The following is a 26,601-nucleotide window of genomic DNA, read 5'->3' on the forward strand; positions in this document are numbered from 1 at the left end:
GCTGGATCAGGCTTGCGCCCATTGTCCAAAATTCCCCACTGCTGCCTCCCGTAGGAGTCTGGGCCGTGTCTCAGTCCCAGTGTGGCTGGTCGTCCTCTCAGACCAGCTACAGATCGTCGGCTTGGTAGGCTTTTACCCTACCAACTACCTAATCTGCCATCGGCCGCTCCATTCGCGCGAGGTCTTGCGATCCCCCGCTTTCATCCGTAGATCTTATGCGGTATTAGCACATCTTTCGATGTGTTATCCCCCACGATTGGGCACGTTCCGATGTATTACTCACCCGTTCGCCACTCGTCAGCATCCGAAGACCTGTTACCGTTCGACTTGCATGTGTAAGGCATGCCGCCAGCGTTCAATCTGAGCCAGGATCAAACTCTACAGTTCGATCTTGTTTAAACTTATACTCTTTCGAGTTTTACTCATTTAGAAATTGAAGTGAACTTCACTTCTTCATGAGTGCTTGTTGTGCAAAAGCACAGTTCTAAAAGAACTTGGCAATCGCTTATTCAAACACCCACGCTTATCGGCTGTATATTTTTAAGGAACCTAGAGTCAGGCGGAACCTGAATCAACTTGCTGCGATGAGCGAAGCCTTGAATTGTAGCAGAGTTTTTTAAACTCTGTCAAAGTGTGTGGTTATTAACACCGTGGCACTTTGAAAACTACGGCCGCTAAGAACTACTTACAAGAAGCGGTGCTGAGCAGCGAAGCCTTGAATTGTACACTGGTTTTTGCACTGCTTGCAAGAGTCTTTGAAAAAACTTTGCCAACACTGGAAACCTGCATCAAACCAAAACCCACTTGCTGCCAGTTGCTTTTCTTGTGACAGAAGGGCTTGGTTGGCAGCAAGGGCGTGATTGTAGCAGGGGTTTTTGGCGCTTTGGTGTCCGTGGGGTAGATTTAAGCGAAAAATTGGTAACAGACTGCGATAGCGGCTACCACGCCCGCCAGCTCGGCCAACAACGCGCAAGCCACTGCGTGGCGCGCCCGTTGGATGCCGACGGCACCGAAATAGACGGCCAAGACGTAGAAGGTGGTCTCGGTGCTGCCTTGGATGGTGGCTGCTGCCAGGGCGGCAAAGCTATCGACCCCTTGGGTTTGCATGGTTTCGATCAGCATGGCGCGGGCCGCACTGCCCGAGAAGGGTTTGACCAAGGCGGTGGGCAAGGCTTCAACGAAGCGGGTGTCTAGGCCGAGCAGGTCAACACACCAGCGAATAAAATCTAATACATAACCCAGCGCCCCTGAAGCTCGGAAGACACCGACCGCACACAACATGGCGACCAAGTAGGGCAGCAAGCCCTTGGCTACCTCAAAGCCTTCTTTGGCTCCTTCGACAAAAGCCTCGTACACAGGCACTTTACGCCAAGCGCCTAGGCAGACAAATATAAGAATAAGGACAAAAAGTGTCAAATTGCCCAACAAGGACGACAACTGTGCCAATGCTGCACCGCTGAGGGTGGTTAGAAAGGCCATGAAAGCGGCTAAAGCCAAAGCTACCGGCAACAGATAAGCCAACACTACCGGACTGAACAAGGGCAGCCGTTGCACCGCAGCGACCGTTAGCAATCCGACCAAAGTGGAGGCCGAGGTGGCTAATAGAATGGGTAAAAAGACCAGTGTGGGATCGGGCGCACCCTGCTGCATTCGGTACATGAAGATGCTTACCGGCAACAGGGTGAGCGAGGAAGCGTTGAGGACCAAAAACAGAATTTGCGCGTTGGTCGCGGTATCGGGCTGCGGATTGAGTTCTTGCAAGGCACGCATGGCCTTCAAACCCATCGGTGTGGCAGCGTTATCTAAGCCTAAGGCATTGGCAGCAAAGTTCAAGGTCATGAGGCCCAGCGCAGGGTGTCCACGAGGCACTTGCGGCATCAGACGGGCAAACAAAGGGGATAGCCACCGTGCCACCGCATCCACCAACCCAGCTTTTTCTGCAATACGCAGAAATCCAAGCCACAGGGTCAGGGTGCCAAACAGTAGCACCATGACTTCGACCGAAAGCTTGGCCATGCCAAACAATGCTTCGACCAGGGTGGCAAAAATTTGTGCATTGCCAGCAAACAACCATTGCGCCAAAGCGGCCACAGCGGCGGTGACAAAAAAGCCCAGCCACAGGGTGTTGAGCATGGGGTGATCTCCAAGTTGGGTACGGGTGGCTATTGTGGCCCACTCTGATCGACTTGCAATGTGCGAAAGTGTTTTTCGAGCATTTTTTGCATTTTAATCAAAGAAATAATCGCAACAAAAGACAGAAACAGGTAAAACACGGCCATCAGCACAAACAAATAAGGCTGCTCTTCAAAGGAAAAACTCCATGCCACATGGAAACTTCTGGGCTGAAAAAATACAAGGCCCGAGAAAATCTGCTGACCCATATGAAAAATAGCTGCAAGCACCCATAAGACTGCAAGCATCCAAATAAAATAGCTCAAATAATAACCACGGGGATAGCATTTTATTTTAAAAGAAGTGAAACGAACCACCAACCCTATCAAAATGATAGGAATCAAAAAAATAAAAAGAGAAATTACAAAAAACAGAAAAATACTTTTCATGACAGATGAAAATTAATGACACTTGTTCTTTTTATTTGCAAAACCAAAAGATGAACCAATGCAACCATAGGCAATAAAAATATCACCATGATCCAACTTCCATAGGAAACAAAACAAGCCACTGCACTGGCCAGCACACCCAACACCAAACCAAACCATTGAACTTTCGTACCAGCCCAAGGTTGTTTATGCAACAAGTGAAAAGACAGGTTGCTTAACGAAACCATGCCCCAACTTCCACCGAACACCATGACCAAGAGTAAAAATTCATCTGTAGTGATGAAACGATGACCCCAAAAGCTTGCAATCAAAACGGGAAAAGCAAACCACCAAGCATAAAATAAAAGAGCTATTGCAGGACCTAGGAGACAGAGCAATTCTAAAAAAATGAGGAAGCGCAGCATTTTTTATTTCTCAGAAATAACACATAAATTTTAGCAATTGCAAAGCGTTATTACATAGCCCACGTTATGGCCGCCACAACGACAAAAAACAATACCAACAACAAGCGTCGTTGGTATCATGCCATAAAACTTCAGCACTTAAAATTGCAGTGTTGCCGCTCTTTCATTGCCAACAAATACCATACACTGGGTTTTTGCTGTAAGAAAACCTGAAGTGGTGGAGCAACTCACAGAAATTGGCTTTTCATTGTAATGACCGCTAAAATCTCCTCTTCCGGTCATGATAGACATGCTACCTTCAGTGATTTTTTCACCATTAATGAGAATAATTATTTTTCCAGAAAATTCATTGTACGAACCACTGATTTCCCAAGGTGGGCCGTTGTGGTTGGCAGGGCGATAGCCTTGCACCGGTGCTGGTGTTGCAGCACAGCCGGACAACATCAGCGCCGCCAGCATAAGCGTTGGATAGATTTTCATTGTTTCCTCCTTCAAAAAATCGAACTATGGTTACAGCAAGACATTTAATAACCCGCACTGCCTCTGTGCTGCACAGAATACACGCTTTTTTATGCCAAAGCCATAGATAGATTCCAAAATTCAATAGAGTCGTCTGCATCCAGACGACCCACTCCCATCATGGATGTGCTATCGCTTTATATAGGATTTTTATGCACGCTCCTGCTGCGCCCTTGCTCACTTTCCCTGACTCGCCATTTGCTCTGTTTCAGCCTTATCTCCCCGCTGGCGACCAACCCAGCGCCATCACCCAACTGGTAGAAGGGGTGCAAGACGGCGAAGTGTTCCAAACCTTGTTGGGTGTCACTGGCTCCGGCAAGACCTTCACGATGGCGAATGTGATTGCCCGCCTTGGGCGACCGGCTATCGTTTTTGCACCCAATAAAACGCTGGCCGCACAGTTGTACAGCGAGTTCCGTGAGTTCTTCCCCAAGAATGCCGTGGAATATTTTGTCAGCTATTATGACTACTACCAACCCGAAGCCTATGTGCCCCAGCGAGATTTATTTATTGAGAAAGACAGCGCCATCAACGAGCATATCGAGCAGATGCGCCTGTCTTGCACCAAAAGCTTATTGGAACGGCGCGATGTGGTGATTGTGGCCACGGTGTCGGCCATCTACGGTATTGGCCACCCGGAAAGCTATCACCGCATGGTAATGACGCTGCGTGTGGGGGATACGCTAGGCCAGCGCGATGCCATCGCCCAATTGGTGCGGATGCAGTACCAGCGCAACGATATGGAGTTTGCCCGTGGCAATTTCCGGGTGCGGGGTGACACGATTGACATCTTCCCCGCCGAACATTCTGAGCTGGCCCTGCGTATCGAGCTGTTCGATGACGAAATCGAAAGTCTGCAATTGTTCGACCCCCTCACTGGGCGGGTGCGCCAAAGCATTCCACGCTTTACGGTTTATCCAGGCAGCCATTACGTCACGCCCCGCGATCAAGTCTTGCAGGCGATAGAAGCCATCAAAACCGAGTTGGCCGAGCGTTTGCAGCAGCTGGTGGCGGACGGCAAACTGGTCGAGGCACAACGCTTAGAGCAGCGCACCCGCTTTGATTTGGAAATGCTGACCGAAGTCGGGCACTGTAAAGGGATTGAAAATTACTCGCGCCACCTGTCGGGCACGTCAGCAGGCGAACCACCCAGCACCCTGACCGATTATCTGCCCAAAGACGCGCTGATGTTTCTGGATGAAAGTCACCAAATGATGGGACAGTTGGGTGCGATGTACAACGGTGACCGTTCACGCAAAACCACGCTGGTCGAATACGGTTTTCGCCTGCCCAGTGCTTTGGACAACCGCCCACTCAAGCTAGAAGAATTTGAGCAGCGGATGCGCCAGGTGATTTTTGTCTCCGCCACGCCCGCAGAATATGAAAAAACCCATGCCAGCAAAGTGGTAGAGCAATTGGTGCGCCCCACCGGCTTGGTCGATCCAGCGGTCGAGGTACGCCCAGCCAGCAGCCAAGTGGATGATGTATTGCAAGAAATCCGTCTGCGCGTGCAGCGCCAAGAGCGCGTACTCATCACCACCCTGACCAAGCGCATGGCCGAGCAACTGACCGACTACCTGAGCGACAACGGCGTGCAAGTGCGCTACTTGCACAGCGATATTGACACCGTGGAGCGGGTGGAAATCATCCGTGACCTGCGTTTGGGCATGTTTGATGTGCTGGTGGGTATCAACCTGCTGCGTGAGGGCTTGGACATTCCAGAAGTGTCTTTGGTAGCTATTTTGGATGCCGACAAGGAAGGCTTTTTGCGCTCCGAGCGCAGCCTGATCCAAACCATAGGCCGGGCTGCACGCAATTTAGAAGGCCGTGCCATCTTGTATGCCGACCGCATCACCGCCTCGATGAAAAAAGCCATCGACGAAACGGAACGCCGGCGCGAAAAACAACTCCAACACAATTCAATACACGGAATTACGCCGCGCAGCATTGTCAAGCAGGTGAAAGACCTGATTGACGGGGTCTATAGCGAAAAATCCGGTAAAGAGGCGGAAAAACTAGCACAGGCGGCCTTAGAACGCGCGAAAGTGGAGTCCATGTCACCGAAAGAAGTGGCCCAAGAAATCAAGCGTTTAGAGCGCCTGATGCTGGGCCACGCCAAGAATTTGGAGTTTGAGCAGGCAGCACGGGTGCGTGACCAATTGACCCAGCTCAAGAATCAAGCATTTGGTGGCCCTGGTGAAGCACCAACGCCCTGATAGCAGCCTAAAGTGTTGTCCCTACGCCTCGTTAATGACCACCAACTTACTTATCCGACAAATTTAATGGGAATTGTGCTATACTGGGGTGAAACACTCAACAACTACCCCGATGAAAGCGCCTTGCAACCATTGCAAGGCGATGGGGATGAAACTTGGCACCCCAGTGCGCGATCCGTCACGAGTGCCATTTCATGAACCCACCAGCTAAAAAGGAGCTTGCCATGCGTCTTACTACCAAAGGCCGTTTTGCGGTCACCGCCATGATTGATCTGGCTCTGCGTCAAAACAATGGCCCTGTCACTTTGGCCGCCATCAGCCAGCGCCAGCGCATCTCCTTGTCGTACTTAGAGCAATTGTTTGGCAAACTGCGCCGCCACGAGTTGGTCGAGTCCACCCGTGGTCCCGGCGGCGGCTATACCCTGGCGCGCAAAGCCTCTGACATTACCGTGGCCGACATCATCGTCTCGGTCGATGAGCCGATTGACTCCACCCAATGCAGCGGCAAAGAGAACTGCTTGGGCGAGTCGGGCCGCTGTATGACGCACGATTTGTGGTCATCGCTCAACCAACGCATGGTGGAGTTTTTGGATGCCGTGACGTTGCAAAAGTTGGTCGATGACCAAGTCGCCAAAGGCGTGCAGGTCGAAGACAAACCTGCTGTGCGCCGCGCCATCTCTACCACGCCCGTGGTCAAGCCGATTCGCATCAACGCGCCCAACTCGGTGTTTGCGCTGGGCAACGCCTTCGCCAAGTCCTGATTTTTACGCCGGGTTAGTCTGCTGACCTGCATAGGTCAGCTTTGCTCTGCCCGCCAACTGTCTCTCGCCCGCCAAAACCCTTCATTGAGTAAGCCAGCACTATGACCCCGCATTTCCCAATTTATATGGACTACGGTGCCACCACGCCGTGTGACCCGCGTGTGGTAGATGCCATGATTCCTTGGTTGCGCGAACATTTTGGCAACCCCGCTTCGCGCAGCCATGCTTGGGGCTGGGAGGCCGAAGCCGCCGTCGAAAAAGCACGCGAACAGGTGGCCGAACTCATCCATGCCGACCCGCGCGAAATCGTCTGGACCAGCGGCGCTACCGAGTCCAACAATCTGGCGATTAAAGGCGCGGCCCAGTTCTACAAAGGCAAGGGCAAGCACCTGATTACGGTCAAAACGGAACACAAGGCCGTATTGGACGTAATGCGCGAGTTAGAGCGCCAAGGCTTTGAAGTCACGTATCTGGACGTGCAAGCCAATGGCCTGCTGGATTTTGAAGCCCTGAAAGCCGCCATCCGCCCGGATACCATCCTCATCAGTGTGATGTTCGTGAACAACGAGATTGGTGTGGTACAGGACATTCCAGCTATCGGGGCGCTGTGCCGCGAAAAGGGCATCATTTTTCACGTCGATGCGGCACAAGCCACCGGTAAAGTGGAGATTAACCTGCAAACCCTGCCGGTCGATTTGATGAGCTTGGCCTCGCACAAAACCTATGGCCCCAAAGGGATTGGGGCACTGTATGTGCGCCGCAAGCCGCGTATCCGTTTAGAAGCACAAATGCACGGTGGCGGCCATGAGCGCGGTATGCGTTCGGGCACGCTACCCACCCACCAATGCGTAGGCATGGGCGAGGCTTTCCGCATTGCCAAAGAAGAAATGGCTCAAGATGTGGCTAAGGCGCAAGCCTTGCAGCAGCGCCTGCTCCAAGGCTTGCAAGACATCGAACAAGTCTTTCTCAACGGTGACTTGGAGCGCCGCGTGCCGCACAACCTGAACATGAGCTTCAATTATGTCGAAGGTGAATCACTCATCATGGGCATTAAAGGCTTGGCGGTGTCGTCTGGCTCGGCCTGCACCTCGGCCAGCTTAGAGCCTAGCTATGTATTGCGCGCCTTGGGCCGCAGCGATGAATTGGCTCATAGCAGCTTGCGTATGACGATTGGCCGCTTTACCACCGAAGCCGACATCGACTACGCCATTGCCACCATTCGCGACAACGTAGCACGTCTGCGCGAACTCAGTCCGCTGTGGGAAATGTACCAAGACGGCATTGACCTCAGCACCATCCAATGGGCGGCCCACTGACACCGAAGGAAACACAATCATGGCTTACTCTGACAAAGTGGTTGACCACTACGAAAATCCCCGCAACGTCGGCTCCTTTGACAAAGGCGATGACACCGTGGGCACCGGCATGGTGGGTGCGCCCGCGTGTGGTGATGTAATGAAATTGCAAATCAAGGTCAACCCCGACACTGGGGTGATTGAAGATGCGCGCTTCAAAACCTATGGCTGCGGCTCGGCGATTGCTTCTAGCTCGTTGGTGACCGAATGGGTGAAGGGCAAAACGCTGGACGAGGCCGCTGCCCTGAAGAACAGCCAAATCGCCGAAGAGCTGGCACTGCCACCAGTCAAAATCCACTGCTCTATTTTGGCCGAAGATGCCATCAAGGCCGCAGTGAACGACTACAAAGCGCGTCACGGTGGCCACAGTGGCAACACTGGCGATGGCAGCGCTACGGCAGCTTGAGAGATTTTGCGAGACTTCCATCATGGCGATTACGTTGACCGAAGCCGCTGCGCGGCATGTCTCCCGTTACCTGAGCCGCCGAGGGCAAGGGCTGGGCGTGCGGCTAGGGGTAAAAACCAGCGGCTGCTCAGGTCTGGCCTACAAGCTCGAATATGTCGATGAAATGGCCCCCGAAGACTTGGTGTTTGAAAACCACGGGGTCAAAGTGATTATTGACCCCAAAAGTTTGGCCTACATTGATGGCACCGAGTTGGATTTTGTGCGCGAAGGCTTGAACGAGGGCTTTCGCTTTAACAATCCGAATGAACGCGACCGCTGCGGCTGCGGAGAGAGTTTCCGCGTCTGATGTTTTTTGTGTAGGCTCTGCGCTACCAAACCGCCACCGCGCCGCGTGCTGGCGGTTTTTTTATGGATTTTTTGCAATGAACCTCCAATCCACCGATTTTGAACTGTTTGGCTTGCCCCAACGCTTTGCCCAAGAGCGCAGCGCCATCGACAGCCGCTGGAAAGAACTGCAACGCGAAGCCCACCCCGACCGCTTTGCCGCCCAAGGCGCTGCCGCCCAGCGCGTGGCCATGCAGTGGTCGGTACGCATCAACGAAGCCTACCAGCGCCTCAAAGACCCGCAACGCCGTGCTGCCTACCTGTGCGAACTGCATGGCGTACCGATACGCGCCGAAGACAACACCGCCATGCCAGCGGCCTTTCTGATGCAGCAAATGGAATGGCGCGAGGCTTTAGAAGAAGCCCAAACCCTGCCCGACATCGACGCACTAGAGCGCGAGGTGCGCCAAGCACAAAAAGCCGGGCTAGAGCGCTGTGCCACCCTGATAGACAGCCAGCAAGATTTTGCCGCTGCCGCCCAGCAGGTCAGAGCCCTCATGTTCATTGCGCGTTTTGTCCAAGACGTAGCACAGCGCCAAGAGCAACTGGGACAATAGGGCCTCACTTCCTATTTTCTATTCCATAAAAGAAAAATTCATGGCGCTGCTGCAGATTTCCGAACCCGGCCAATCCCCCAACCCCCACCAGCGGCGCATTGCCGTAGGCATTGACTTGGGCACGACCCACTCGCTGGTAGCTGCTGTACGCAATGGCGTGGCCGAATGCCTACCCGATACCGAAGGCCGGGTGCTGTTGCCCTCTATCGTGCGCTATTTGGCCGACGGCAAGCGCCAAATTGGGTATGCCGCTGCCAACGCCCAAGCCGAAGATGCCAGCAACACCATTGCCTCGGTCAAGCGCCTGATGGGGCGCGGGCTGGCCGATATTCAGCAGCCCGACAAACTGCCCTATACACTGGTGAATGCCGAAGGCAACACAGCCAGCGCCAGCGGCATGGTGCATCTGGCTACCGCTGGGGGTGTCAAGTCGCCAGTAGAAATCAGCGCTGACATTCTGGCTACGCTACGCTACCGCGCCGAAGACACCTTCAACGATGACCTGTACGGGGCCGTGATTACCGTTCCGGCCTATTTTGACGATGCCCAGCGCCAAGCCACCAAAGACGCGGCGCAATTGGCCGGTATCCACCTGCTGCGCCTGATTAACGAACCCACCGCCGCCGCGATTGCCTATGGCTTGGACAACGCCAGCGAGGGCATTTATGCCGTCTATGACTTGGGTGGCGGCACGTTTGATATTTCCATCCTGCGTCTAACGCAAGGCGTGTTTGAAGTGATTGCCACGGGTGGCGATTCCGCCCTGGGCGGTGATGATTACGATGCCGCGCTGGCCGATGGGGTGCTGGCACAGCTAGGCATCTCGGTAGAAACACCCAGCGATAAAACCGCTGCCCGTTTGGCGGCCCGTGCCTGCAAAGAAGCCCTGACCGCCGACGATAGCGCCCTGTTCAGCGCCACACTGGCCGGACAAACTATCGCCCATCCCGTACAGCGTAGCGACTTTGAAGCCGCCACAGCGCACCTGACGGCGCGCTCTTTGGCCGCTGTGCGCCGCGCCCTGCGCGATGCCCAACTGGCAGCAGACGAAGTGCAAGGCGTAGTCATGGTGGGTGGCTCAACACGGATGCCGCAGATTCAGCAGGCCGTGGGGGCATTCTTTGGCCGCACGCCGCTGACCAACCTGAATCCGGATGAAGTGGTGGCCTTGGGCGCGGCCATCCAAGCCAACCAATTGGCCGGTAACAACACAGCGGGTGATTTGTTGCTGCTGGATGTGATTCCGCTGTCCTTGGGCATCGAGACGATGGGCGGATTGGTGGAACGCATCGTTGCACGCAACGAAACCATTCCCACAGCCAAGGCGCAAGACTTCACCACCTACAAAGATGGCCAAACTGCGCTGGCGCTGCATGTAGTGCAAGGTGAGCGCGATTTGGTGCAAGACTGCCGCAGTTTGGCCCGCTTTGAGCTGCGCGGCATCCCACCGATGTCCGCCGGGGCGGCACGTATCCGCGTTACGTTTACCGTGGATGCCGATGGTCTGTTGTCCGTCAGTGCCAAAGAACAAATCAGCGGTGTCGAGGCGCATATCGACGTAAAACCCTCGTATGGCCTAAGCGATGAGCAAATCGCCAAAATGCTGCAAGACGGCTTTGCCACCGCTGCCCAAGACATCCAAGCGCGTGCCTTGGTAGAAGCGCGTGTGGATGCCGACCGGATGTTGCTGGCCACCCAAAGCGCCTTAGACATCGACAGCCATTTGCTGCACAACGACGAGCGCACCCGTATTGACCAGTTAATGGCTGCCCTGCGCCAACAAAAAGACAGCGATGATGCCGCCGCCATCGAGGCCGCTACCCAAGCCTTGGCCAAAGGCACCGAAAGCTTTGCCGCCCAGCGCATGAACCAAGGCATCCGCCAAGCGCTGGCTGGCAAAAACGTCCAAAGCCTCTAATCTCTTGCCCCCAACACACCATGCCGATTATTAAAATTTTGCCCCACGCCGACTACTGCCCCCAAGGCACCGAAATCAGCGCTCCTGCGGGCACTTCGATTTGCGAAGCCCTGTTAGAAAACCACATTGCGATTGAACACGCTTGCGATATGAGCTGCGCCTGCACCACCTGCCATGTGATTGTGCGCGAAGGTTACCAATCCTTGAATGCGGCCGAAGAAGAAGAAGAAGACCTGCTAGACCGCGCATGGGGACTAGAACCCCAATCGCGCCTGAGCTGCCAAGCCATTGTGGGGGCGCAAGATTTGACGCTAGAAATCCCCAAATACACCATCAACCACGCCCGAGAAAACCACTGACATGCTGCGCCAGATTATTCTCGACACCGAAACCACCGGCCTATCGGCAGACAATGGCGACCGCATCATTGAAATCGGCTGTGTCGAGCTGGTGGCGCGCAAGCTCACTGGCAACAACAAACACTTTTACCTGAACCCAGGGCGCGATAGCCACCCGGATGCCTTGCGCGTCCACGGCATCAGCAACGAGTTTTTGCAAGACAAGCCCAAGTTTGAAACCATCGCCCAAGAACTGCTCGACTACCTGCACGGGGCGGACTTGATCATCCACAACGCGCCGTTTGACTTGGGTTTTCTCAACAAAGAGCTAGAACTGACAGGCCGCCCACCGCTGAAAAAATTTGTCGGCGAGATTACCGACACGCTGGTGATGGCCAAAGAGATGTACCCCGGCAAGCGTAACTCTTTGGATGCGCTGTGCGACCGCTTGGAGGTGGACAACTCTGGGCGCACCCTGCACGGCGCGTTGCTGGATGCCGAGCTGCTGGCCGATGTATATATCAACCTGACACGCGGCCAAGATGCCCTGCTGGTGGTAGAGGAAGATGCCCCCAGCGCTGGCAGCACACAGCACAGCGCCTTCGATCTGCGCGGTGTGGCCCTGCCCATTTTGTTGGCTTCTGAGGCCGAACTGAACGCCCATGAGGCCGTGTTGGGGCAAATCGACAAGGCCAGTGGCGGTAAAACGGTATGGCGCGCGCAGCAAAACAGCTAAAAACTGTGCCATAATCTTGGTCTTGTCATTAAGACAGGGGTGATTAGCTCAGCGGTAGAGTACTGCCTTCACACGGCAGGGGTCACATGTTCGATCCATGTATCACCCACCACATTTTTTCGGCACTGACTGCTTGTTCAGTGCCTTTGGGTGATTAGCTCAGCGGTAGAGCACTGCCTTCACACGGCAGGGGTCACATGTTCGATCCATGTATCACCCACCAATTTCTTAAAGCATCAAGGACTTGCCCAGTGGGTTAAGTCCTTTTTTTTGGCCGGTTTGTGCCGAAAATGCACAGGGCTATCTGTTTTTGTCGTACAAAAGAGCTTGCCCGGTTTGCACAGGCTGTGCCCCGGCGATGAAACTGTCCAAAAAATAGTGGAGCAACTCACTCAATGAATTACAAAGTAGGCTGGCCCGGATGGAAGATAGTGGCACGCTGTGGTGTGCCACTTTTAGTGCGTGTGCAGGTGCATTTTGATGCCGAATCCCAATCTTATTGGGCGGACAGCCCTGACCTTGACGGCTTGATAGTGGCTGGCCAAGACTTGAACGAACTACACACGGAAGCCGTGGCCGCTGCGGGCGAACTGCTGAGCCTGATCCTCCACAGCCCTAGGGCAAAAGCCTTCACCGAGCTGCGTATCCGTGATGATGCCTTACCACATACTGCATGAATGGCTACTACAGTTTGGTGGTAGCCCAGCTTACACTGCACGGCTACAGTTTTTTGCGTCCAGGCAAAGGCTCACACGAAATATGGAGTAACGGCATACGCCATCAGATGGTCTCGAAAAACATGCCAGCGCGGACTATGGCCAATGAAATCATGAAACAAGCAGGTATAGCACACCGTTTCTAATCTGTAGCGTGGCAGCGTAAACTGTACCGGAAGGCGCTATCCGGTACCACAAAGAAAACCAAGGCGCAAACTGAACGCCCAAACCCACCAAAGGCAGGATGCAGCACTGCACCTGCTTATGCTGCTGGCCAACGATTTTGTGCAGGGCATTGATAAAAGCTGCGTCTTTCTCGAATGAACACCACCATGACCTTGGCAAAACCCGACTCGCTTCTCATCGACACCCCCCACGCCCTGCCCGCCGATGAGGTGCTGCGCCAGCTGCATTCTGACCCCGAGGGCCTGTCCTTAGACGAAGCCCAGCGCCGTTTAGTCCAAGTAGGCCCCAACCGCTTGCCCACACCCGCCAAAGACGGATTACTAAAACGCTTTTTCAAGCATTTTCATGACATCCTGATTTACATCCTGATTGCCGCCGCTGGTATCACAGCACTGTTGGGCCATTGGATAGACACCGGCGTGATTTTGGGCGTGGTCATCATCAATGCCATCATTGGCTTCATTCAAGAAGGCAAGGCCGAAGATGCCTTAGAAGGCATCCGCAAAATGCTGTCGCAAAACGCGCAAGCACGGCGCAACGGACAATGGGTAGAAATACAAGCCGATAGCTTGGTACCGGGCGATGTAGTGCGCCTGCGTTCGGGTGACCGCGTACCCGCCGACTTGCGTTTAATCGAAACCATCAATTTACGCATCGAAGAATCGGCCCTCACGGGGGAATCGGTGCCCGCAGACAAAAACGCCGACCCTGTCGAAGCGGGTGCGGGTGTGGGCGACCGTTTTGGCATGGCTTTTTCTGGCACGATGGTAGCTGCTGGGCGCGGCGTGGGGGTGGTTACCTCCACCGGCCCCCACACCGAGTTGGGCCGCATCAATCGCATGATTGCCGAGGTGCAAACGCTGCAAACGCCATTAACGCGCGAGATGGCCGAGTTTGGCAAAATTTTGTCGCTGGTGATTGTTGCTTTGGCCATCTTAATGCTGGTGATTGGCCTAACACTGCACGACTTTCCGCTGGCACAGTTAATCCTCGCGGCCATTAGTTTTGCCGTGGCAGCCATTCCAGAGGGGCTGCCCGCCATCCTGACCATCACGCTGGCGCTGGGGGTGCAACGCATGGCGCAGCGCAATGCCATCACGCGCAAACTGACGGCCATCGAAACTTTAGGCTCCGTCACGGTGGTCTGCTCCGATAAAACCGGTACCCTGACGCAAAACGAAATGACCGTGCGCCACATTGTCACCCGCAGTGGCGATTACGCAGTCGAAGGCACCGGCTACCGCCCCCAAGGCCAGGTGACCCTCAAGGGCATACCCGTCCAGCTGGCGCAAGACGCGCACCTGCGCGCGGTGCTAGAGGTGGCCGCTGTGGCCAACGATACCGAGGTGGCAGAAAAAGACGGTCAATGGCGCGTCACTGGCGAGCCTACCGAAGGCGCATTGCGTACCCTGGCACTCAAAATGAATTTTGATGCCAGCGCACATGAGCGCCATGACAGCATCCCGTTTGAGTCGGCCAACAAGTTTATGGCCACGCTCAATTCCAGACCTGCTGGCGGGCGCGCTATTTTGCTCAAGGGCGCACCCGACCGCCTGCTTGACCGCTGTATGCACGAGCTTGGCGCAGACGGTCAAACCGCGCCGCTGAATCGCCGCTTCTGGGAAGAACGCATAGACGCGCTCAGCGCCCAAGGTTTGCGTGTCTTGGCGGCAGCTGCCCGCGAAACCCACGACCAAAAAAACGCGCTATCGTTAGGCGACCTGGAAGAAGACATGATCTTCTTGGGCCTGATGGGCATTATTGACCCCCCACGCCCAGAAGCGATTGCGGCCATCCAATCGTGCCACGGCGCAGGTATTCGCGTCAAAATGATTACCGGCGACCACGCGGGCACAGCGCGTGCCATCGGCCTAGAAATGGGCTTGGGCAAGGGTGGCACGCTCAAGGTCATCTCTGGGGCCGAAATTGAAGCCGCCTCGGACGAAGAATTGCAACAAATCGCCCAAGACTGCGACATTTTTGCCCGCACCAGCCCCGAACATAAACTGCGTCTGGTAAAAGCCCTGCAAGCACGCGGCGAAGTGGTGGCCATGACGGGCGATGGAGTCAACGATGCGCCAGCCCTGAAACGCGCCGATGTGGGCGTGGCGATGGGCATCAAAGGCACTGAAGCCACCAAAGAAGCCGCCGATGTGGTCTTGGCCGACGATAACTTCAGCTCGATTGAACGCGCCATCGAAGAAGGCCGCACCATTTACGACAACCTGAAAAAAGCCATTCTGTTTAGCCTGCCCACCAATGGCGCGCAAGGCTTAGTCATGCTGGCCGCTGTGGTTTTTGGCCTGACCTTACCCCTCACGCCGGTGCAAATTTTGTGGGTAAATATGGTGGTGGCCGTGACGCTGGCCTTGGCCTTGGGCTTTGAACCGGCTGAACCGGGTGTGATGCAGCGGCCCCCACGCAAACCCGGTGGCTCTATCATGGACCGCGCCATGTTGTTGCGCTTGCTGATGGTGTCTTTGTTGATTGGTGCCGCCACGATTGCTATCTTTGAGTTTGAACTAGCGCAAGGTGTGCCCGAGGATGTAGCACGCACGATGGCCGTGACCACTTTGGTGATTGCACAAACCTTCTACCTGTTCAATGCCCGCTTCCTGACCGAATCGAGCCTGCGTATGGATTTGTTATTGACCAACCGCGCCGCCCTGATAGCCGTGGGCTTGTTGGTACTGCTGCAACTGGGTTTTGTTTATTTGCCTTTCATGAACCTCTGGTTTGGCACCACAGCGTTAGCGCTGCACCATTGGCTCTTGGCACTGGGCATTGGCATGGTGGTATTTTTGCTGATTGAAGCCGAAAAAGCCTGGACGCGGCACCGCCATGCGGCCAGCCCACTAAAAGCCTCCTAAGATGCGCCCTTCCAGCCGCCTTCAGCCTTTTTGTGGGTTTTTGCTGGGTTTTTTCTAGCAAAAAACCCTTTCATGGCCTCTTGGATATGCTGGCTTTGCCCCCACTTGGTTAAGATGGCACTGTGTATTGCCTGCTTTGGCGTTTTGCAAGGCGGCAACCCTGTTTTACCCCCTCCCGAAAGGCTCACATGACGCATCCCGTTTCTGAAACCATCTCTAGCACCCAAGCCGAACTGGAACGTCTGGTCACAGACCTGCGTAGCATGATTTCTAGCAAAGACTTGGACAACGTGCCCGAAATCAAAGCCCTGCGCCAACGCCTAGACGATGGTATGCACAATGTGCGCGATGCCGCCGTCCACGCCGCCCAAGAAGCCGCACGCCAAGCCAAAGATGCCGCCCGCGCCGCCGACCGCTACGCCCACGATGAACCTTGGCGTGTGGCCGGTGCTGCCTTGACGGTCGGTGCCGTGGTGGGCTTTTTGCTCTCGCGCCGTTAAGCCCTGCTTGGCTTTGCAAAGCTTGTACCCCTTGCCCAGCGCAAGTTTTTCCTCCAAAAGCTTGCGCTGAGATGGATTGGATTGCTTTACTCGGCCTAGATGCTTGGTTAGCCCGCTGGCGTGTGCTGCTGGCCGAAGGTGCCATCGCAGCTGAAGACCGCTTGGCACTGGCCCAGCTCGAATGGGTGGAACACAAGCACCATCTGCGCCGCGTAGTGGTGTGTGGTTTGGTGGTCACGGCCATCACGGTGGTGGCCTTGCTGCTGCTGTCTTTGGCACTGCTGGTGCAGTTTTGGGACAGTCCACAGCGAACTTTGGTGGCTTGGCTGCTGGCCGGTGGCTGGACGGTGGTTTGGATTGCCAGCGTGCTGGTCTTGTTGTCCGCTGTGCGGCGCACCGACCATGCTTTTGCCCTGACGCGCCAAGAACTGCACAAAGACTGGCAAGTGTTTGTGCATAAAAACCAACCTTAACTTGGCCGTATAGAACCAGCAATGCCCCCTTCCGTCCACCTACCCACCCCAGAACAACAACGCCTGCTCGACCGTATGCAGGCACAGCGCCAGCGTTTGCTGGTGTGGCAAGCCCAACAGTCACATTTCCCGCGCCGCAGCATGGGCAGTGCGAGCAATCCTGCGGCCTTGCTGTCTTCCGCCTTGCTCGGGCGGCTTGCTTGGTTTGCACGCCGACATCCATTGGCCGTGCTGGCAGGTGTTGGAGTGGCTTGGGCAGCTGGCCCAAAGCGATTGGCGCAGTGGGCTGGGGTTCTGCTGCCCTTGTTGTTGCGCCCACGCGCTTAAACGCGGTTCAATCAACACTGCGAAGCAAAGGGGGCCACGGCCCCCTGATTTTTTTCAGATGTGCTTTATTTTTAACGCATGGCCTTGATAGCCTTGGCCGCGCTGCTAGGCAGGCCGGGGCCAGCATAAATCAGACCGGTATAGATTTGCACCACATCGGCCCCAGCGCGAATTTTGCTCACCGCATCTTGGGCGCTCATGATGCCGCCCACTCCAATAATCGGGAAATTTTTACCCAAGGCCGCGCGCAGTTGGCTAATCACCTGGTTACTGGCCTCTAACACCGGTGCCCCACTTAGGCCGCCGGTTTCTTGGGCATGGGGCAAGCCTTGCACGGCCTCGCGGCTGATGGTGGTGTTGGTGGCAATCACGCCATCCATGCCGTGGCGTTGCAGGGTGGCGGCAATCACCGATACCTGTGATGCGTCTAAATCAGGGGCGATTTTGACGAAAATCGGCACACGCCGCGCTTTACCACTGGGGCCGGGTTGGCGGGCCAAAGTCTCACGCCGCTGGGCAATTGCCCCCAATAAGGCATCCAGCGCCTCATCGCTTTGCAGGCTACGCAGGTTTTGCGTATTGGGCGAGCTGATGTTCACCGTGACATAGTCGGCATGGGGATAGACACCCTCCAAGCAAGTCAGGTAATCGCGGGTAGCATCCTCAATCGGCGTGCTGGCATTTTTACCAATGTTCAGGCCCAACAGCATCGGGTAACGGCGTTTTTGTTGGCGAAACTTGGCTTGCTGCACATTGCGGATGAAAGCTTCTAAGCCGTCGTTGTTAAAACCCAAACGGTTAATCAGCGCTTTGGCCTTGGGCAGGCGGAACATGCGCGGTTTGGGGTTGCCCGGCTGGGGTTTGGGCGTGACGGTACCCACCTCAACGAAGCCAAAGCCCATTGCGCCCAGCGCGTCGATACAGCGGGCGTTTTTGTCCAAACCAGCGGCCATGCCGACGCGATTGGGAAAAGTCAGGCCCGCCAGCTCAATCGGGTCGTTGACGGTTTCATGGCACCAAGCCCATTGCAAGGGCGTGCCTTGGCCACGGCTGAGGGTGTCCATCGTTAAATCGTGGGCCGCTTCGGCATCCATGCCAAACAGAAACGGGCGGGTAAGGGCGTAGGGAATCAGGGACATGGGGGGGATAATAAGGGGTTAATCCCTGGATTTTCTCCCATGACGACTGCACCTTCCCCCACCCAAGACGAACTCAAGGCCCTGGTCGGCCAAGCCGCACTGCGCTATATCACCCCCGGCGATATTGTGGGCGTAGGCACTGGCTCTACCGTGAACAAGTTTATTGATGCCTTGGCCACTATCAAAGACCAAGTGCGCGCTGCCGTGTCCAGCTCGGTTGCCAGCACAGAACGGCTACGTGCCTTGGGTATTCCAGTGCTGGATGCCAACGAGGTAGAACAGTTGTCGGTCTATGTGGATGGTGCCGATGAGATTGACCACCACGGCTACATGGTCAAGGGCGGTGGCGCGGCACTCACGCGCGAAAAAATCGTCGCGGCCTTGGCACAGCGTTTTGTTTGCATTGCCGATGCTTCTAAGCTGGTGCCAGTGTTGGGGCAATTTCCGCTGCCGGTCGAGGTGATTCCGATGGCCGCGCAACAGATTGCGCGCCGCTTTGCCACGCTGGGCGGCCAAGCGACACTGCGCTTGAAAGACGGCCAAGCACTCATCACCGACAACGGTCAGCATATTTTGGATGTGCGTGGCTTGCAGATTACCGACCCGCTGGGCTGGGAGTCGGCCATCAACCAATGGCCAGGGGTGGTGACGGTGGGCATTTTTGCCCACCAAAAAGCCTCGGTCTGCCTGTTGGGTACAGCCCAAGGCGTAGAGACCATCACTTACTAAGCTGCTCTAGCACCCAACCAGCAGCGCACTGGCCAAAGGTGGCCGTCACGGCCACCACCGAGCCATAACCGTGGCAATTGAGGCTGCCGTCGCCGCCTTCGAGTGCGCAGGAAGCATCGGGCGGGGCTACGGCCTCGCGGCTGAACACGCAGGCCACGCCGATTTTTTTGCCCTCGCGCGGCGCGCCGTACTGCTTACGCAGGCGGTAGCGCAACTGGGCCAACAGGGGGTCATGCGTGGTGTGGGCCAAGTCGTCTATATCCACCTTATGGGCGTGGCGTTTGCCACCCGCTGCCCCCACGCTGATGAATAAGCGCCGCTGTTGCCGCGCCCAAGCGGCCATGGCCGTTTTGGCATGGATTTGGTCACAGGCATCGATCACCGCATCGACACCGGGCGGCAGAATGCCGGGCCAGTTGGCAGGTTCGACAAAATCCTCGATGCAGTTCACCATGCAATCCGGGTGGATATGGGCGATGCGCTCGCGCATGGCTTGCACCTTGGCTTGGCCGATGGTGCTATCGAGCGCGTGGATTTGCCGGTTCAAGTTGGATTCGGCAATATGGTCTAAATCAATCAGCGTGAGCTGCCCCACCCCGCTGCGCGCCAGCGCTTCCGCCGCCCAAGAGCCAACCCCGCCAATCCCCACCACCGCCACATGGGCGGCACGTATTTGGGCGGCACCAGCGCGGCCATAGAGCCGCTCTAGGCCACCAAAGCGGCGTTGCAGCAGCGCTTGGCGTTCATCGGTGTCTTTATCAGAAACTAGCTCCGGTTTGAAACCTCCCCCTTCAGGGGGATAGAATTCGTTTGGGAGAGGGGTAACCTCTTCCAAAGTCGCCCCGCTAGGGGTGTGGATTGAAACATCCAAAGTGGTTTGCATCACTTCATCTGCGCTAGGCGCTCTTTGGCCGCGCTGGCGGCTTCAGACTTGGGATAGGCGGCCAACAAGTCTTCTAGCGTTTTGCGTGCGCCGCGCACTTCTTTCAGCTCCAGCTGGCAGTTGGCCATCGACAAAGCAGCTTCGGGGGCGCGGGCGTGCTTAGGGGCTGCCGTCAACAGCGTTTTAAAGGTGGTGATGGCTTCTTTGTAGTTGCGCGTGGCGTATTGGGCATTGCCGAGCCAAAAGCGTGCCGAAGCAGCATAGCCACTGCGTGCGTTGTGCTTGAGAAACTCGGTAAAGGCGGTTTGCGCCTCGGGGAATTTGCCCGCGCGAAACTGCGCCAGTGCGGCCTCAAAGGCGGTTCTTTCTGCCGGGTCGGCCATGAACTCTTGGCCGTCTAGCGTGACTTTAATCGGCTCGAACTGGCGCAGGCGCTCATCCACGCCTACGGCAATATCGCGCTGCTGGCGTTGCAGTTCGGCTACCTCGCGTTGCAATTGTTCGTTTTGGCCACGCAGTTTGGCCATCTCGCTGCGCAGGGTGTCGATTTGGTTTTGCAACTCTAACAGGCTACGGCGCGCTTGGGAGCCATCGTCGCCAGTGCGGCGGATGTCTTCGCTGGTGCGCTGGGTGGTCTGCTGCAAGGTATCGACGCGCTGGCGCAGCTCCAAAATGGCGCGCCGGGCCTCGTCGTCCTCAAACAGGGCCGCGTGGGCGCTGGGCAGCACAGTGGCCGACAGCGCCAGCAGCCAAGGAGCCGCCAGCGAGGCCGCCGACCAGCGGCGCAATAAAGTGCTAGGGCGGGCCATCAGCGGTAAGACAGTTCAGCGCGGCGATTTTGCGCGTGTACGTCTTCACTGTTGCCAGTGGCGGCAGGTTTTTCTTTGCCAAAACTGACGGCTTCCATTTGCGTATCCGGCACGCCCAACAAGCCCAAAGAGCGGCGCACTGCCTCGGCACGTTTTTGGCCCAACGCGAGGTTGTATTCACGGCCACCGCGCTCGTCGGTGTGGCCTTCAATCATCACAGTGCGGCCCTGGCCGGCTTTGATAAAGCTGGCGTGGGCATCAATCAGGGTTTGGAACTCGGGCTTGATGGCGTAGCTATCGTAATCAAAATAGACCAAACGGCTCACGTTCGCGGGACCGTCCTTGTTGGCAGTCGATTGCGACAAATCGACCCCGGCCACGCCGCTAAGGCCCGCGCTGCCCGATTGGGCACCCCCATTGAGGCCCAACTGCTGCGTTGGGATGGCCGTGCTGGTGCCATCGCTTGCGGCTGGATTTTGCAAATCTACGCCCGAGCTGCAACCAGCTACCAGCACGGCAGCGGCTACGGCCAAAGAAAAACGCTTGAACATAAAAACTCCTGCAATTTGAACAATGAACTGAAAAATAACAAAACCGTCAAAAACTATCAAAAATTATTGCTTCTGAAAGGGACCCCAGTCAGGCTCACGAATATCGCCACCCTGACCGGCCAAACGGGCCTTGATTTTTCCATCCAAGGTGGTGGTCATGAGGGCTTCGCGCCCTTGCTGCTGGGTGGCATACACAATCAGGCGACTATTGGGTGCAAAACTGGGATTTTCGTCAGCGCTGGTGTCGGTAATGGCCGTCACGGTGCCGCTGGCCAATTCCATCACATGCAGCTTAAAGGCACCGCCCACGCGCGAGATATAGGCCAGCCAACGGCCATCTGGGCTGATGCTGGGCGAGATGTTGTAATTGCCCGTAAAGGTGATGCGCTCAGCGCTGCCGCCAGAGGCCCCAACGCGGTAAATTTGCGGTGCGCCACCCCGGTCACTGACAAAATAAATGCTACGGCCATCGGATGAATACACCGGCTCGGTATCAATACCGGCACTTTGCATCAGGCGGCGTGCTTCGCCACCGTTGGCATCAATGGTGTAGAGCTGCGAGTTGCCATCGCGGCTAAGGGTAACGGCCAGCGTGCGGCCATCGGGTGACCACGCGGGCGCGCTGTTAGAGCCTCGAAAATTGGCAATCAGGCGGCGGCGACCAGTGGCAATATCATGCACATAGACTACCGGCTTGCGCGATTCAAACGACACATAGGCCAGTTGCATCCCCGAGGGCGACCACGCTGGCGAGATGATAGGCTCGGGGCTAGACAGGGCGGCTTGGGAGTTTTCGCCATCGGCATCGGCCACCCACAGGCTGTAACGCGCGCCCGCCTTGGTCACATAGGCCAAGCGGGTAGAAAAAATACCCGGCTGGCCGGTCAGTTTTTCATAAATAAAATCGGCCACCCGGTGCGCGGCCAAGCGCAAATCAGCAGTGACCACGGCATAACTTTGGCCGCCCAAGTCTTGGTTACGCACCACATCCCAGAGGCGAAAGCGCACTTCAAAGCGGCCATCGGCCAAGCGCGTCACACTGCCAGCGGCCAGCGCGTCGGCGGATTTTTGCCGCCACTGGCTTAAATCGGGGCGCACGGTCTCATCGAGCATGGCTCCGCTGGTGTCGATGTTGCGAAACTGGCCGCTGCGCTCCAAATCGGCTTGCACAATGGCGGCGATTTTTTGCGGTGCTTGGGCTTCGCCCCGGAAAGGGGCAATGGCGACGGGCAATTGGGTCAGGCCCACGCCAGCGACTTCGACCCGAAACTGGGCCAGCGCCGGTAGGGCCGAAGAAGCCAAAGCCGCCGTCAGGGCATGGCGACGGGACAGGCGCGGCAAGGCCGCCGCAGAAGAGGGAGAAAACATCGGGTAGTGGGTCATAAACAGACAAAGTGTCGGGCAATGGCCGAACAGAAGTGGCGATGTTACCAAGCCCGGCCCACAGGATGTGCAAGCTGGGGCGGCAAACGTAGAATTCGCGCCACATGCAAACCCCCGAATCTTCTACCCCGCCCAGCCCGGCCACCCCTTCTGCCAGCCCCCCAGACAGCCTAAGCCAGCGCCTGAAGCGCTTGGCGGTTTATTTTGGTGGCCAACGCTTGGCTTGGACGCTGGCGATGGTGGGCACCTTGGTCGGTGCCCTGACCGAGCCGCTGTTGGCGGCGCTGCTCAAACCCCTGCTAGACCAAGGGTTTACCCAAGGCACTTTGGCGCTCTGGACGGTGCCAGTAGCCATTATGGGGCTGTTTTTGGTGCGCGGTTTAGCGCTGTTTGCCGCCCAATACGCGCTGGCACGCATCGCCAACGAGGGCATGTTGGCCCTGCGGCGCACCCTGTTTGAGCGCCTGTTAGCTGCCGAAATGGGCCTGTTTGCCCGGCAATCGGCCAGCAGCTTGGCCAACACCATTGTGTATGAGGTGCAAACCGGCTCGACCTTGCTGGTGCAAGCCGCCTTGGGTATCTCGCGCGATGGCTTTACCCTGCTGGCGCTGCTGGGCTATTTGCTCTATCTGAACTGGCAATTAACGCTGATTGTGGCCGTGGTAGCCCCCGGTGTGGCTTGGGTAATGAAAACCCTGTCGCGCCGCCTGTATCGCCTGACCAAAAGCAGCCAACAAGCCACCGATGCCTTGGCCTATGTGGTGGAAGAAAACGTGTTGGCGCATCGCATGGTGCGCTTGCACGGTGCCCAAGCCAGCCAAGCGCAGCGTTTTGCCGCCTTGGGGCGCGAACTGCGCCAATTGGCAATTAAATCGACCATCTCCTCCTCGGCCATGACCCCACTGACGCAAATGATGGCCGCCGCCGCTTTGTCCACGGTGATTTGCACCGCGCTATGGCAAAGCCGCACGCTGGGCGCAGCGCAAAACGATTTAACCGTGGGCGGTTTTATCTCATTCATTACCGCCATGCTGATGCTGATTACACCTCTGCGCCGCTTGGCCGATGTCAGTAGCCCCATCACCCGAGGGCTGGCCGCTTTGGAGCGCGGCATGATGCTGTTGGGCGAAGCGCCCGCAGAAAGCGGCGGCAGCTATGCCCCAGCCCGCGCCCAAGGGCGCTTAGAACTGCGCGACGTGAGCGTGCGCTTTGGCAACGAGACCGCAGCCCCAGCCTTAGACCATATGAATTTGCTCATCCAGCCCGGCGAGGTGGTGGCCTTGGTCGGGCCATCGGGGGCGGGTAAAACGACGTTGGTGCATTTGCTACCGCGCTTTTTAGAGCCTAGCAGCGGGCAAATTTTGCTCGATGGCCAGCCGCTGCCCGCATGGCAACTGCCAGCCTTGCGCGCACAATTTGCGCTGGTGAGCCAAGATGTGGTGATGCTCAACGATAGCATCGCCGTGAATGTGGCCTTGGGTGCCACGCTAGACGAAGCGCGCGTGCAAACCTGTTTGGAAGCGGCCAACCTGTGGGCGCATGTGGCGGCACTGCCGCAAGGCATCCATACCGTGGTGGGGCACAATGCCACCCAGCTTTCGGGCGGCCAGCGCCAGCGACTGGCGATTGCGCGTGCTTTGTACAAAGATGCACCCATTTTGATTTTGGACGAAGCCACCTCGGCACTCGATACCGAATCGGAACGCTTGGTACAAGAAGCCCTGCAACGCCTGATGCAAGGGCGCACCACTCTGGTGATTGCCCACCGGCTTTCTACCATTGAACACGCCGACCGGGTGGTGGTGATGGAACGCGGGCGTATGGTAGAGCAAGGCACCCATACCCAACTGCTGGCCAACGGTGGGCTGTATGCACGCTTACAAAGCCGTGCGGTGGGGGAAGGTGCAGCACCCTGACTGCATTGACAATGACCGTTCCCATGTATTGCTATCTTCTTTTCTAGCTCTGAAGGTTCCACCTTATGCCCCAACACACCTTTCTTTGGCACGATTACGAAACCTTTGGCGCCGACCCCCGGCGCGACCGGCCCGCGCAGTTTGCCGCCATTCGCACCGATGCCGAATTGAATGAAATCGAGGCACCGCTGATGCTCTACTGCAAGCCCAGCAACGATTACCTGCCCGACCCCCAATCCTGCCTGATTACCGGCATCACGCCGCAACAAGCCGGACAATTGGGCGTGCCCGAGCGCGAATTTGCCGCCCGCATCGAGGCCGAATTGGCCCGCCCCGGCACGATTGGCGTAGGCTACAACACCATCCGTTTTGACGATGAATTTACGCGCTTTTTGTTTTGGCGCAACCTGATAGACCCCTACGCGCGCGAATGGCAAAACCAGTGTGGCCGCTGGGATTTGATGGACGTGGTCCGCATAGCCTATGCCCTGCGCCCCGAAGGCATCGTTTGGCCAACCAAAGAAGATGGCAACGCCAGCTTCAAATTAGAAGACCTGAGCCGCGCCAATGGCCTAGCGCATGAACAGGCACACGATGCCCTATCCGACGTGCGCGCCACCATCGCCTTGGCCCGACTGGTGCGCCAACACAACCCGCGCTTGTTTGATTTTTGTTTCGCCCTGCACAAAAAGGATGGCGTGGCCGCAGAGCTACACCTGCCCGTCACGGCGCAAACGGCTCGGCCTTTTTTGCATGTCTCGGGCATGTACCCGGCGCAGCGCGGTTGCTTGGCTGTGGTCTGGCCACTGGCCCACCACCCGACCAACAAAAATGAAATCATCGTGTGGGATTTGGCCCAGGACCCTAGCGAACTGGCAAGCATCGACGTAGAAAGCCTACGCCTGCGCCTGTTTAGCCGCAGTGCCGATTTACCCGAAGGCACAACCCGGTTGCCCATTAAAACCATCCATTTGAATAAATCGCCGATGGTGGTGGGCAACCTGCGTACTTTGCGCCCCGAAATGGCGCAGCGTTGGGGCATCGAGATGGAGCAATGCTTGCAGCACGCCGCCATCGCGCGCGATTTGCCCGATATGAGCGCTATTTGGTCTGCCGTCTATACCCGCCCACCCGAGCCTACCCCCGATGTCGAACAAGACCTGTACGCCGGTTTTGTCGGCAACCACGACCGCTACCGCCTCAACGACCTGCGCCGCGCCGATAGCGACACCTTGGCGCGTGTGCGTGGGCAGTTTGACGACCCGCGCTTGGATGAAATTTTGTTCCGCTACCGGGCGCGCAATTTTTACGAATCGCTCGACGATATGGAGCAAGAGCGCTGGCAAGCGCACCGCAGCGCCTGCCTGATTGACGGCCAAGGCGGCGCACGCACGCTAGAGCAGTTGCAGCAAGAGATTGACCAGCTTTCTGAAACTGCCGACGAACGCGCCGAAGAAATTTTAGGCGCGCTGTACGACTGGGCCGATATGCTAGGGCAAACGCTTTAAGCCGGGTGCTGCTGGCGGCCACTGATGCCCGCAGCTTCACTGAGTACGCGCGTGGCCCATTGGTTTAAGCTGGTGCCCGCCGCGTGGGCCGCCGTGAGGGCGGCGCTATGCACCGCTGGTGGTACGCGCAGCATCAGTTTGCCGCTGGCAGGTTTGTTGGGGGTCTGTCCAAGTTTTTCACACGCGGTGACGTAATCATCCACGGCCTCATGAAACGCGGCTTCAAGTTCGGCCACCGATTCGCCGTGAAACGACACAATATCGCTGATGCCAGCCAGCCTACCGATGAGAATTTTGTCTTGTGCATCGAACTCCACTCGGGCCATATAACCGTTCTGCAATACCTACGCAAATCTAATCATTTCTGATTAAATCTACCGATTGCTTCCTGCTTCACAGAGGCTGGTTTCACTCGGGTCTTACGACCCAAGCCAGTGCCTTCCTCTCCACAGGCTG

27 protein-coding genes, 2 tRNA genes and 1 rRNA gene are annotated in these 26,601 nt (G+C 56.6%); 19 read left to right on the plus strand and 11 right to left on the minus strand.

Going from position 1 to position 26,601, the window contains the following annotated elements:
- The 5 genes from PHX60_RS14425 to PHX60_RS14445 all read right to left on the minus strand — a co-directional run.
- Positions 1 to 387, minus strand: a 16S ribosomal RNA gene (locus PHX60_RS14425); the annotation flags it as partial.
- Positions 388 to 903: 516 nt separating this feature from the next.
- A complete protein-coding gene (locus PHX60_RS14430) occupies positions 904 to 2,133 on the minus strand; it encodes a spore maturation protein (protein WP_300079137.1) in 1,230 nt (409 codons plus the stop codon).
- A 29-nt stretch (positions 2,134 to 2,162) separates the two neighbouring features.
- Positions 2,163 to 2,561 carry a hypothetical protein gene (locus PHX60_RS14435; RefSeq protein ID WP_300079139.1) on the minus strand — a complete coding sequence of 133 codons (399 nt, stop codon included), beginning with the start codon at positions 2,559 to 2,561 and terminating at the stop codon, positions 2,163 to 2,165.
- On the minus strand, positions 2,558 to 2,965 hold the full coding sequence (locus PHX60_RS14440; protein WP_300079141.1) for a hypothetical protein: 408 nt from the start codon (positions 2,963 to 2,965) through the stop codon (positions 2,558 to 2,560). Before PHX60_RS14440 ends, PHX60_RS14435 begins: the two co-directional genes overlap by 4 nt.
- A gap of 138 nt (positions 2,966 to 3,103) precedes the next feature.
- A complete protein-coding gene (locus PHX60_RS14445) occupies positions 3,104 to 3,445 on the minus strand; it encodes a hypothetical protein (protein ID WP_300079143.1) in 342 nt (113 codons plus the stop codon).
- 191 nt (positions 3,446 to 3,636) lie between these two features.
- On the opposite strand from PHX60_RS14445, the gene uvrB reads away from it, so the two are divergent.
- The 16 genes from uvrB (at position 3,637) to PHX60_RS14525 (ending at position 17,227) form a co-directional block, all read left to right on the plus strand.
- A complete protein-coding gene (uvrB, locus tag PHX60_RS14450) occupies positions 3,637 to 5,700 on the plus strand; it encodes an excinuclease ABC subunit UvrB (RefSeq protein ID WP_300079145.1) in 2,064 nt (687 codons plus the stop codon).
- Positions 5,701 to 5,924: 224 nt separating this feature from the next.
- Positions 5,925 to 6,461, plus strand: a complete 537-nt coding sequence (gene iscR, locus PHX60_RS14455; RefSeq protein WP_300079148.1) for a Fe-S cluster assembly transcriptional regulator IscR — start codon at positions 5,925 to 5,927, stop codon at positions 6,459 to 6,461.
- A gap of 101 nt (positions 6,462 to 6,562) precedes the next feature.
- Positions 6,563 to 7,777, plus strand: a complete 1,215-nt coding sequence (locus PHX60_RS14460; RefSeq protein ID WP_300079150.1) for an IscS subfamily cysteine desulfurase — start codon at positions 6,563 to 6,565, stop codon at positions 7,775 to 7,777.
- A gap of 19 nt (positions 7,778 to 7,796) precedes the next feature.
- Positions 7,797 to 8,222, plus strand: a complete 426-nt coding sequence (gene iscU, locus PHX60_RS14465; protein WP_300079152.1) for a Fe-S cluster assembly scaffold IscU — start codon at positions 7,797 to 7,799, stop codon at positions 8,220 to 8,222.
- 22 nt (positions 8,223 to 8,244) lie between these two features.
- The gene (gene iscA, locus PHX60_RS14470; RefSeq protein ID WP_300079154.1) at positions 8,245 to 8,568 is read left to right on the plus strand and encodes an iron-sulfur cluster assembly protein IscA; all 324 of its coding nucleotides are present in this window, start codon (positions 8,245 to 8,247) and stop codon (positions 8,566 to 8,568) included.
- A gap of 76 nt (positions 8,569 to 8,644) precedes the next feature.
- Complete coding sequence (gene hscB / locus PHX60_RS14475; protein WP_300079156.1) at positions 8,645 to 9,163, plus strand: Fe-S protein assembly co-chaperone HscB; 519 nt, start codon at positions 8,645 to 8,647, stop codon at positions 9,161 to 9,163.
- Positions 9,164 to 9,203: 40 nt separating this feature from the next.
- The gene (hscA, locus tag PHX60_RS14480; RefSeq protein ID WP_300079159.1) at positions 9,204 to 11,081 is read left to right on the plus strand and encodes a Fe-S protein assembly chaperone HscA; all 1,878 of its coding nucleotides are present in this window, start codon (positions 9,204 to 9,206) and stop codon (positions 11,079 to 11,081) included.
- A 20-nt stretch (positions 11,082 to 11,101) separates the two neighbouring features.
- The gene (gene fdx / locus PHX60_RS14485) at positions 11,102 to 11,440 is read left to right on the plus strand and encodes an ISC system 2Fe-2S type ferredoxin (RefSeq protein WP_300079162.1); all 339 of its coding nucleotides are present in this window, start codon (positions 11,102 to 11,104) and stop codon (positions 11,438 to 11,440) included.
- A gap of 1 nt (position 11,441) precedes the next feature.
- Positions 11,442 to 12,155, plus strand: coding sequence for a DNA polymerase III subunit epsilon (dnaQ, locus tag PHX60_RS14490; protein ID WP_300079164.1), 714 nt, complete (start codon positions 11,442 to 11,444; stop codon positions 12,153 to 12,155).
- A 37-nt stretch (positions 12,156 to 12,192) separates the two neighbouring features.
- Positions 12,193 to 12,267, plus strand: a tRNA-Val gene (locus PHX60_RS14495).
- A gap of 36 nt (positions 12,268 to 12,303) precedes the next feature.
- A tRNA-Val gene (locus tag PHX60_RS14500) sits at positions 12,304 to 12,378 on the plus strand.
- Between the two features lie 172 nt (positions 12,379 to 12,550).
- Positions 12,551 to 12,832, plus strand: a complete 282-nt coding sequence (locus tag PHX60_RS14505; protein WP_300079167.1) for a hypothetical protein — start codon at positions 12,551 to 12,553, stop codon at positions 12,830 to 12,832.
- A gap of 371 nt (positions 12,833 to 13,203) precedes the next feature.
- Positions 13,204 to 15,927, plus strand: coding sequence for a cation-transporting P-type ATPase (locus PHX60_RS14510; RefSeq protein WP_300079169.1), 2,724 nt, complete (start codon positions 13,204 to 13,206; stop codon positions 15,925 to 15,927).
- 188 nt (positions 15,928 to 16,115) lie between these two features.
- On the plus strand, positions 16,116 to 16,427 hold the full coding sequence (locus PHX60_RS14515) for a DUF883 family protein (protein WP_300079172.1): 312 nt from the start codon (positions 16,116 to 16,118) through the stop codon (positions 16,425 to 16,427).
- Between the two features lie 71 nt (positions 16,428 to 16,498).
- The gene (locus PHX60_RS14520; protein ID WP_300079174.1) at positions 16,499 to 16,900 is read left to right on the plus strand and encodes a phage holin family protein; all 402 of its coding nucleotides are present in this window, start codon (positions 16,499 to 16,501) and stop codon (positions 16,898 to 16,900) included.
- 21 nt (positions 16,901 to 16,921) lie between these two features.
- Positions 16,922 to 17,227 carry a hypothetical protein gene (locus tag PHX60_RS14525; RefSeq protein WP_300079176.1) on the plus strand — a complete coding sequence of 102 codons (306 nt, stop codon included), beginning with the start codon at positions 16,922 to 16,924 and terminating at the stop codon, positions 17,225 to 17,227.
- A gap of 71 nt (positions 17,228 to 17,298) precedes the next feature.
- Here the strand turns inward: PHX60_RS14525 and PHX60_RS14530 are convergent, their stop codons facing one another.
- Positions 17,299 to 18,366, minus strand: a complete 1,068-nt coding sequence (locus tag PHX60_RS14530; RefSeq protein WP_300079178.1) for a quinone-dependent dihydroorotate dehydrogenase — start codon at positions 18,364 to 18,366, stop codon at positions 17,299 to 17,301.
- Positions 18,367 to 18,405: 39 nt separating this feature from the next.
- Between PHX60_RS14530 and rpiA the strand changes: the two genes are divergently transcribed.
- Positions 18,406 to 19,095, plus strand: coding sequence for a ribose-5-phosphate isomerase RpiA (rpiA, locus tag PHX60_RS14535; protein ID WP_300079180.1), 690 nt, complete (start codon positions 18,406 to 18,408; stop codon positions 19,093 to 19,095).
- Here rpiA and PHX60_RS14540 read toward each other — a convergent pair.
- The 4 genes from PHX60_RS14540 to tolB all read right to left on the minus strand — a co-directional run bounded on the left by PHX60_RS14540 (position 19,085) and on the right by tolB (position 22,721).
- A complete protein-coding gene (locus tag PHX60_RS14540) occupies positions 19,085 to 19,978 on the minus strand; it encodes a tRNA threonylcarbamoyladenosine dehydratase (protein WP_300079183.1) in 894 nt (297 codons plus the stop codon). The two genes, rpiA and PHX60_RS14540, sit on opposite strands and share 11 nt — an antisense overlap.
- Positions 19,978 to 20,787 (minus strand): tol-pal system protein YbgF, encoded by an 810-nt coding sequence (ybgF, locus tag PHX60_RS14545; protein ID WP_300079185.1) that lies wholly within the window; start codon positions 20,785 to 20,787, stop codon positions 19,978 to 19,980. The genes PHX60_RS14540 and ybgF overlap by 1 nt, the downstream gene beginning before the upstream one ends.
- Entirely contained in the window at positions 20,787 to 21,338 is a 552-nt protein-coding gene (pal, locus tag PHX60_RS14550) for a peptidoglycan-associated lipoprotein Pal (RefSeq protein WP_300079187.1), read from the minus strand. The genes ybgF and pal overlap by 1 nt, the downstream gene beginning before the upstream one ends.
- Positions 21,339 to 21,401: 63 nt before the next feature.
- Positions 21,402 to 22,721: a Tol-Pal system beta propeller repeat protein TolB gene (gene tolB / locus PHX60_RS14555; RefSeq protein WP_300079189.1), complete on the minus strand. Its 1,320-nt coding sequence runs from the start codon at positions 22,719 to 22,721 to the stop codon at positions 21,402 to 21,404.
- Between the two features lie 104 nt (positions 22,722 to 22,825).
- Here tolB and msbA point away from each other — a divergent pair, with 104 nt between their 5' ends.
- Positions 22,826 to 24,637 (plus strand): lipid A export permease/ATP-binding protein MsbA, encoded by a 1,812-nt coding sequence (gene msbA, locus PHX60_RS14560; RefSeq protein WP_300079191.1) that lies wholly within the window; start codon positions 22,826 to 22,828, stop codon positions 24,635 to 24,637.
- Between the two features lie 65 nt (positions 24,638 to 24,702).
- A complete protein-coding gene (gene sbcB, locus PHX60_RS14565; protein ID WP_300079193.1) occupies positions 24,703 to 26,145 on the plus strand; it encodes an exodeoxyribonuclease I in 1,443 nt (480 codons plus the stop codon).
- Here the strand turns inward: sbcB and PHX60_RS14570 are convergent.
- Complete coding sequence (locus PHX60_RS14570) at positions 26,142 to 26,471, minus strand: type II toxin-antitoxin system HicB family antitoxin (protein ID WP_300079196.1); 330 nt, start codon at positions 26,469 to 26,471, stop codon at positions 26,142 to 26,144. The genes sbcB and PHX60_RS14570 overlap by 4 nt on opposite strands.
- Positions 26,472 to 26,601: the final 130 nt, after the last annotated feature.

The organism is Giesbergeria sp. (assembly GCF_028686475.1).
Lineage (GTDB): Bacteria > Pseudomonadota > Gammaproteobacteria > Burkholderiales > Burkholderiaceae_C > Simplicispira.

Excerpts from the sequence above, each read along its gene's own strand:
- PHX60_RS14430 (WP_300079137.1), bottom strand. The coding sequence starts at position 2,133 with ATGCTCAACACCCTGTGGCTGGGCTTTTTTGTCACCGCCGCTGTGGCC.
- PHX60_RS14435 (WP_300079139.1), bottom strand. The coding sequence starts at position 2,561 with ATGAAAAGTATTTTTCTGTTTTTTGTAATTTCTCTTTTTATTTTTTTG.
- PHX60_RS14440 (WP_300079141.1), bottom strand. The coding sequence starts at position 2,965 with ATGCTGCGCTTCCTCATTTTTTTAGAATTGCTCTGTCTCCTAGGTCCT.
- PHX60_RS14445 (WP_300079143.1), bottom strand. The coding sequence starts at position 3,445 with ATGAAAATCTATCCAACGCTTATGCTGGCGGCGCTGATGTTGTCCGGC.
- uvrB (WP_300079145.1), top strand. The coding sequence starts at position 3,637 with ATGCACGCTCCTGCTGCGCCCTTGCTCACTTTCCCTGACTCGCCATTT.
- iscR (WP_300079148.1), top strand. The coding sequence starts at position 5,925 with ATGCGTCTTACTACCAAAGGCCGTTTTGCGGTCACCGCCATGATTGAT.
- PHX60_RS14460 (WP_300079150.1), top strand. The coding sequence starts at position 6,563 with ATGACCCCGCATTTCCCAATTTATATGGACTACGGTGCCACCACGCCG.
- iscU (WP_300079152.1), top strand. The coding sequence starts at position 7,797 with ATGGCTTACTCTGACAAAGTGGTTGACCACTACGAAAATCCCCGCAAC.
- iscA (WP_300079154.1), top strand. The coding sequence starts at position 8,245 with ATGGCGATTACGTTGACCGAAGCCGCTGCGCGGCATGTCTCCCGTTAC.
- hscB (WP_300079156.1), top strand. The coding sequence starts at position 8,645 with ATGAACCTCCAATCCACCGATTTTGAACTGTTTGGCTTGCCCCAACGC.
- hscA (WP_300079159.1), top strand. The coding sequence starts at position 9,204 with ATGGCGCTGCTGCAGATTTCCGAACCCGGCCAATCCCCCAACCCCCAC.
- fdx (WP_300079162.1), top strand. The coding sequence starts at position 11,102 with ATGCCGATTATTAAAATTTTGCCCCACGCCGACTACTGCCCCCAAGGC.
- dnaQ (WP_300079164.1), top strand. The coding sequence starts at position 11,442 with ATGCTGCGCCAGATTATTCTCGACACCGAAACCACCGGCCTATCGGCA.
- PHX60_RS14505 (WP_300079167.1), top strand. The coding sequence starts at position 12,551 with ATGAATTACAAAGTAGGCTGGCCCGGATGGAAGATAGTGGCACGCTGT.
- PHX60_RS14510 (WP_300079169.1), top strand. The coding sequence starts at position 13,204 with ATGACCTTGGCAAAACCCGACTCGCTTCTCATCGACACCCCCCACGCC.
- PHX60_RS14515 (WP_300079172.1), top strand. The coding sequence starts at position 16,116 with ATGACGCATCCCGTTTCTGAAACCATCTCTAGCACCCAAGCCGAACTG.
- PHX60_RS14520 (WP_300079174.1), top strand. The coding sequence starts at position 16,499 with ATGGATTGGATTGCTTTACTCGGCCTAGATGCTTGGTTAGCCCGCTGG.
- PHX60_RS14525 (WP_300079176.1), top strand. The coding sequence starts at position 16,922 with ATGCCCCCTTCCGTCCACCTACCCACCCCAGAACAACAACGCCTGCTC.
- PHX60_RS14530 (WP_300079178.1), bottom strand. The coding sequence starts at position 18,366 with ATGTCCCTGATTCCCTACGCCCTTACCCGCCCGTTTCTGTTTGGCATG.
- rpiA (WP_300079180.1), top strand. The coding sequence starts at position 18,406 with ATGACGACTGCACCTTCCCCCACCCAAGACGAACTCAAGGCCCTGGTC.
- PHX60_RS14540 (WP_300079183.1), bottom strand. The coding sequence starts at position 19,978 with ATGCAAACCACTTTGGATGTTTCAATCCACACCCCTAGCGGGGCGACT.
- ybgF (WP_300079185.1), bottom strand. The coding sequence starts at position 20,787 with ATGGCCCGCCCTAGCACTTTATTGCGCCGCTGGTCGGCGGCCTCGCTG.
- pal (WP_300079187.1), bottom strand. The coding sequence starts at position 21,338 with ATGTTCAAGCGTTTTTCTTTGGCCGTAGCCGCTGCCGTGCTGGTAGCT.
- tolB (WP_300079189.1), bottom strand. The coding sequence starts at position 22,721 with ATGACCCACTACCCGATGTTTTCTCCCTCTTCTGCGGCGGCCTTGCCG.
- msbA (WP_300079191.1), top strand. The coding sequence starts at position 22,826 with ATGCAAACCCCCGAATCTTCTACCCCGCCCAGCCCGGCCACCCCTTCT.
- sbcB (WP_300079193.1), top strand. The coding sequence starts at position 24,703 with ATGCCCCAACACACCTTTCTTTGGCACGATTACGAAACCTTTGGCGCC.
- PHX60_RS14570 (WP_300079196.1), bottom strand. The coding sequence starts at position 26,471 with ATGGCCCGAGTGGAGTTCGATGCACAAGACAAAATTCTCATCGGTAGG.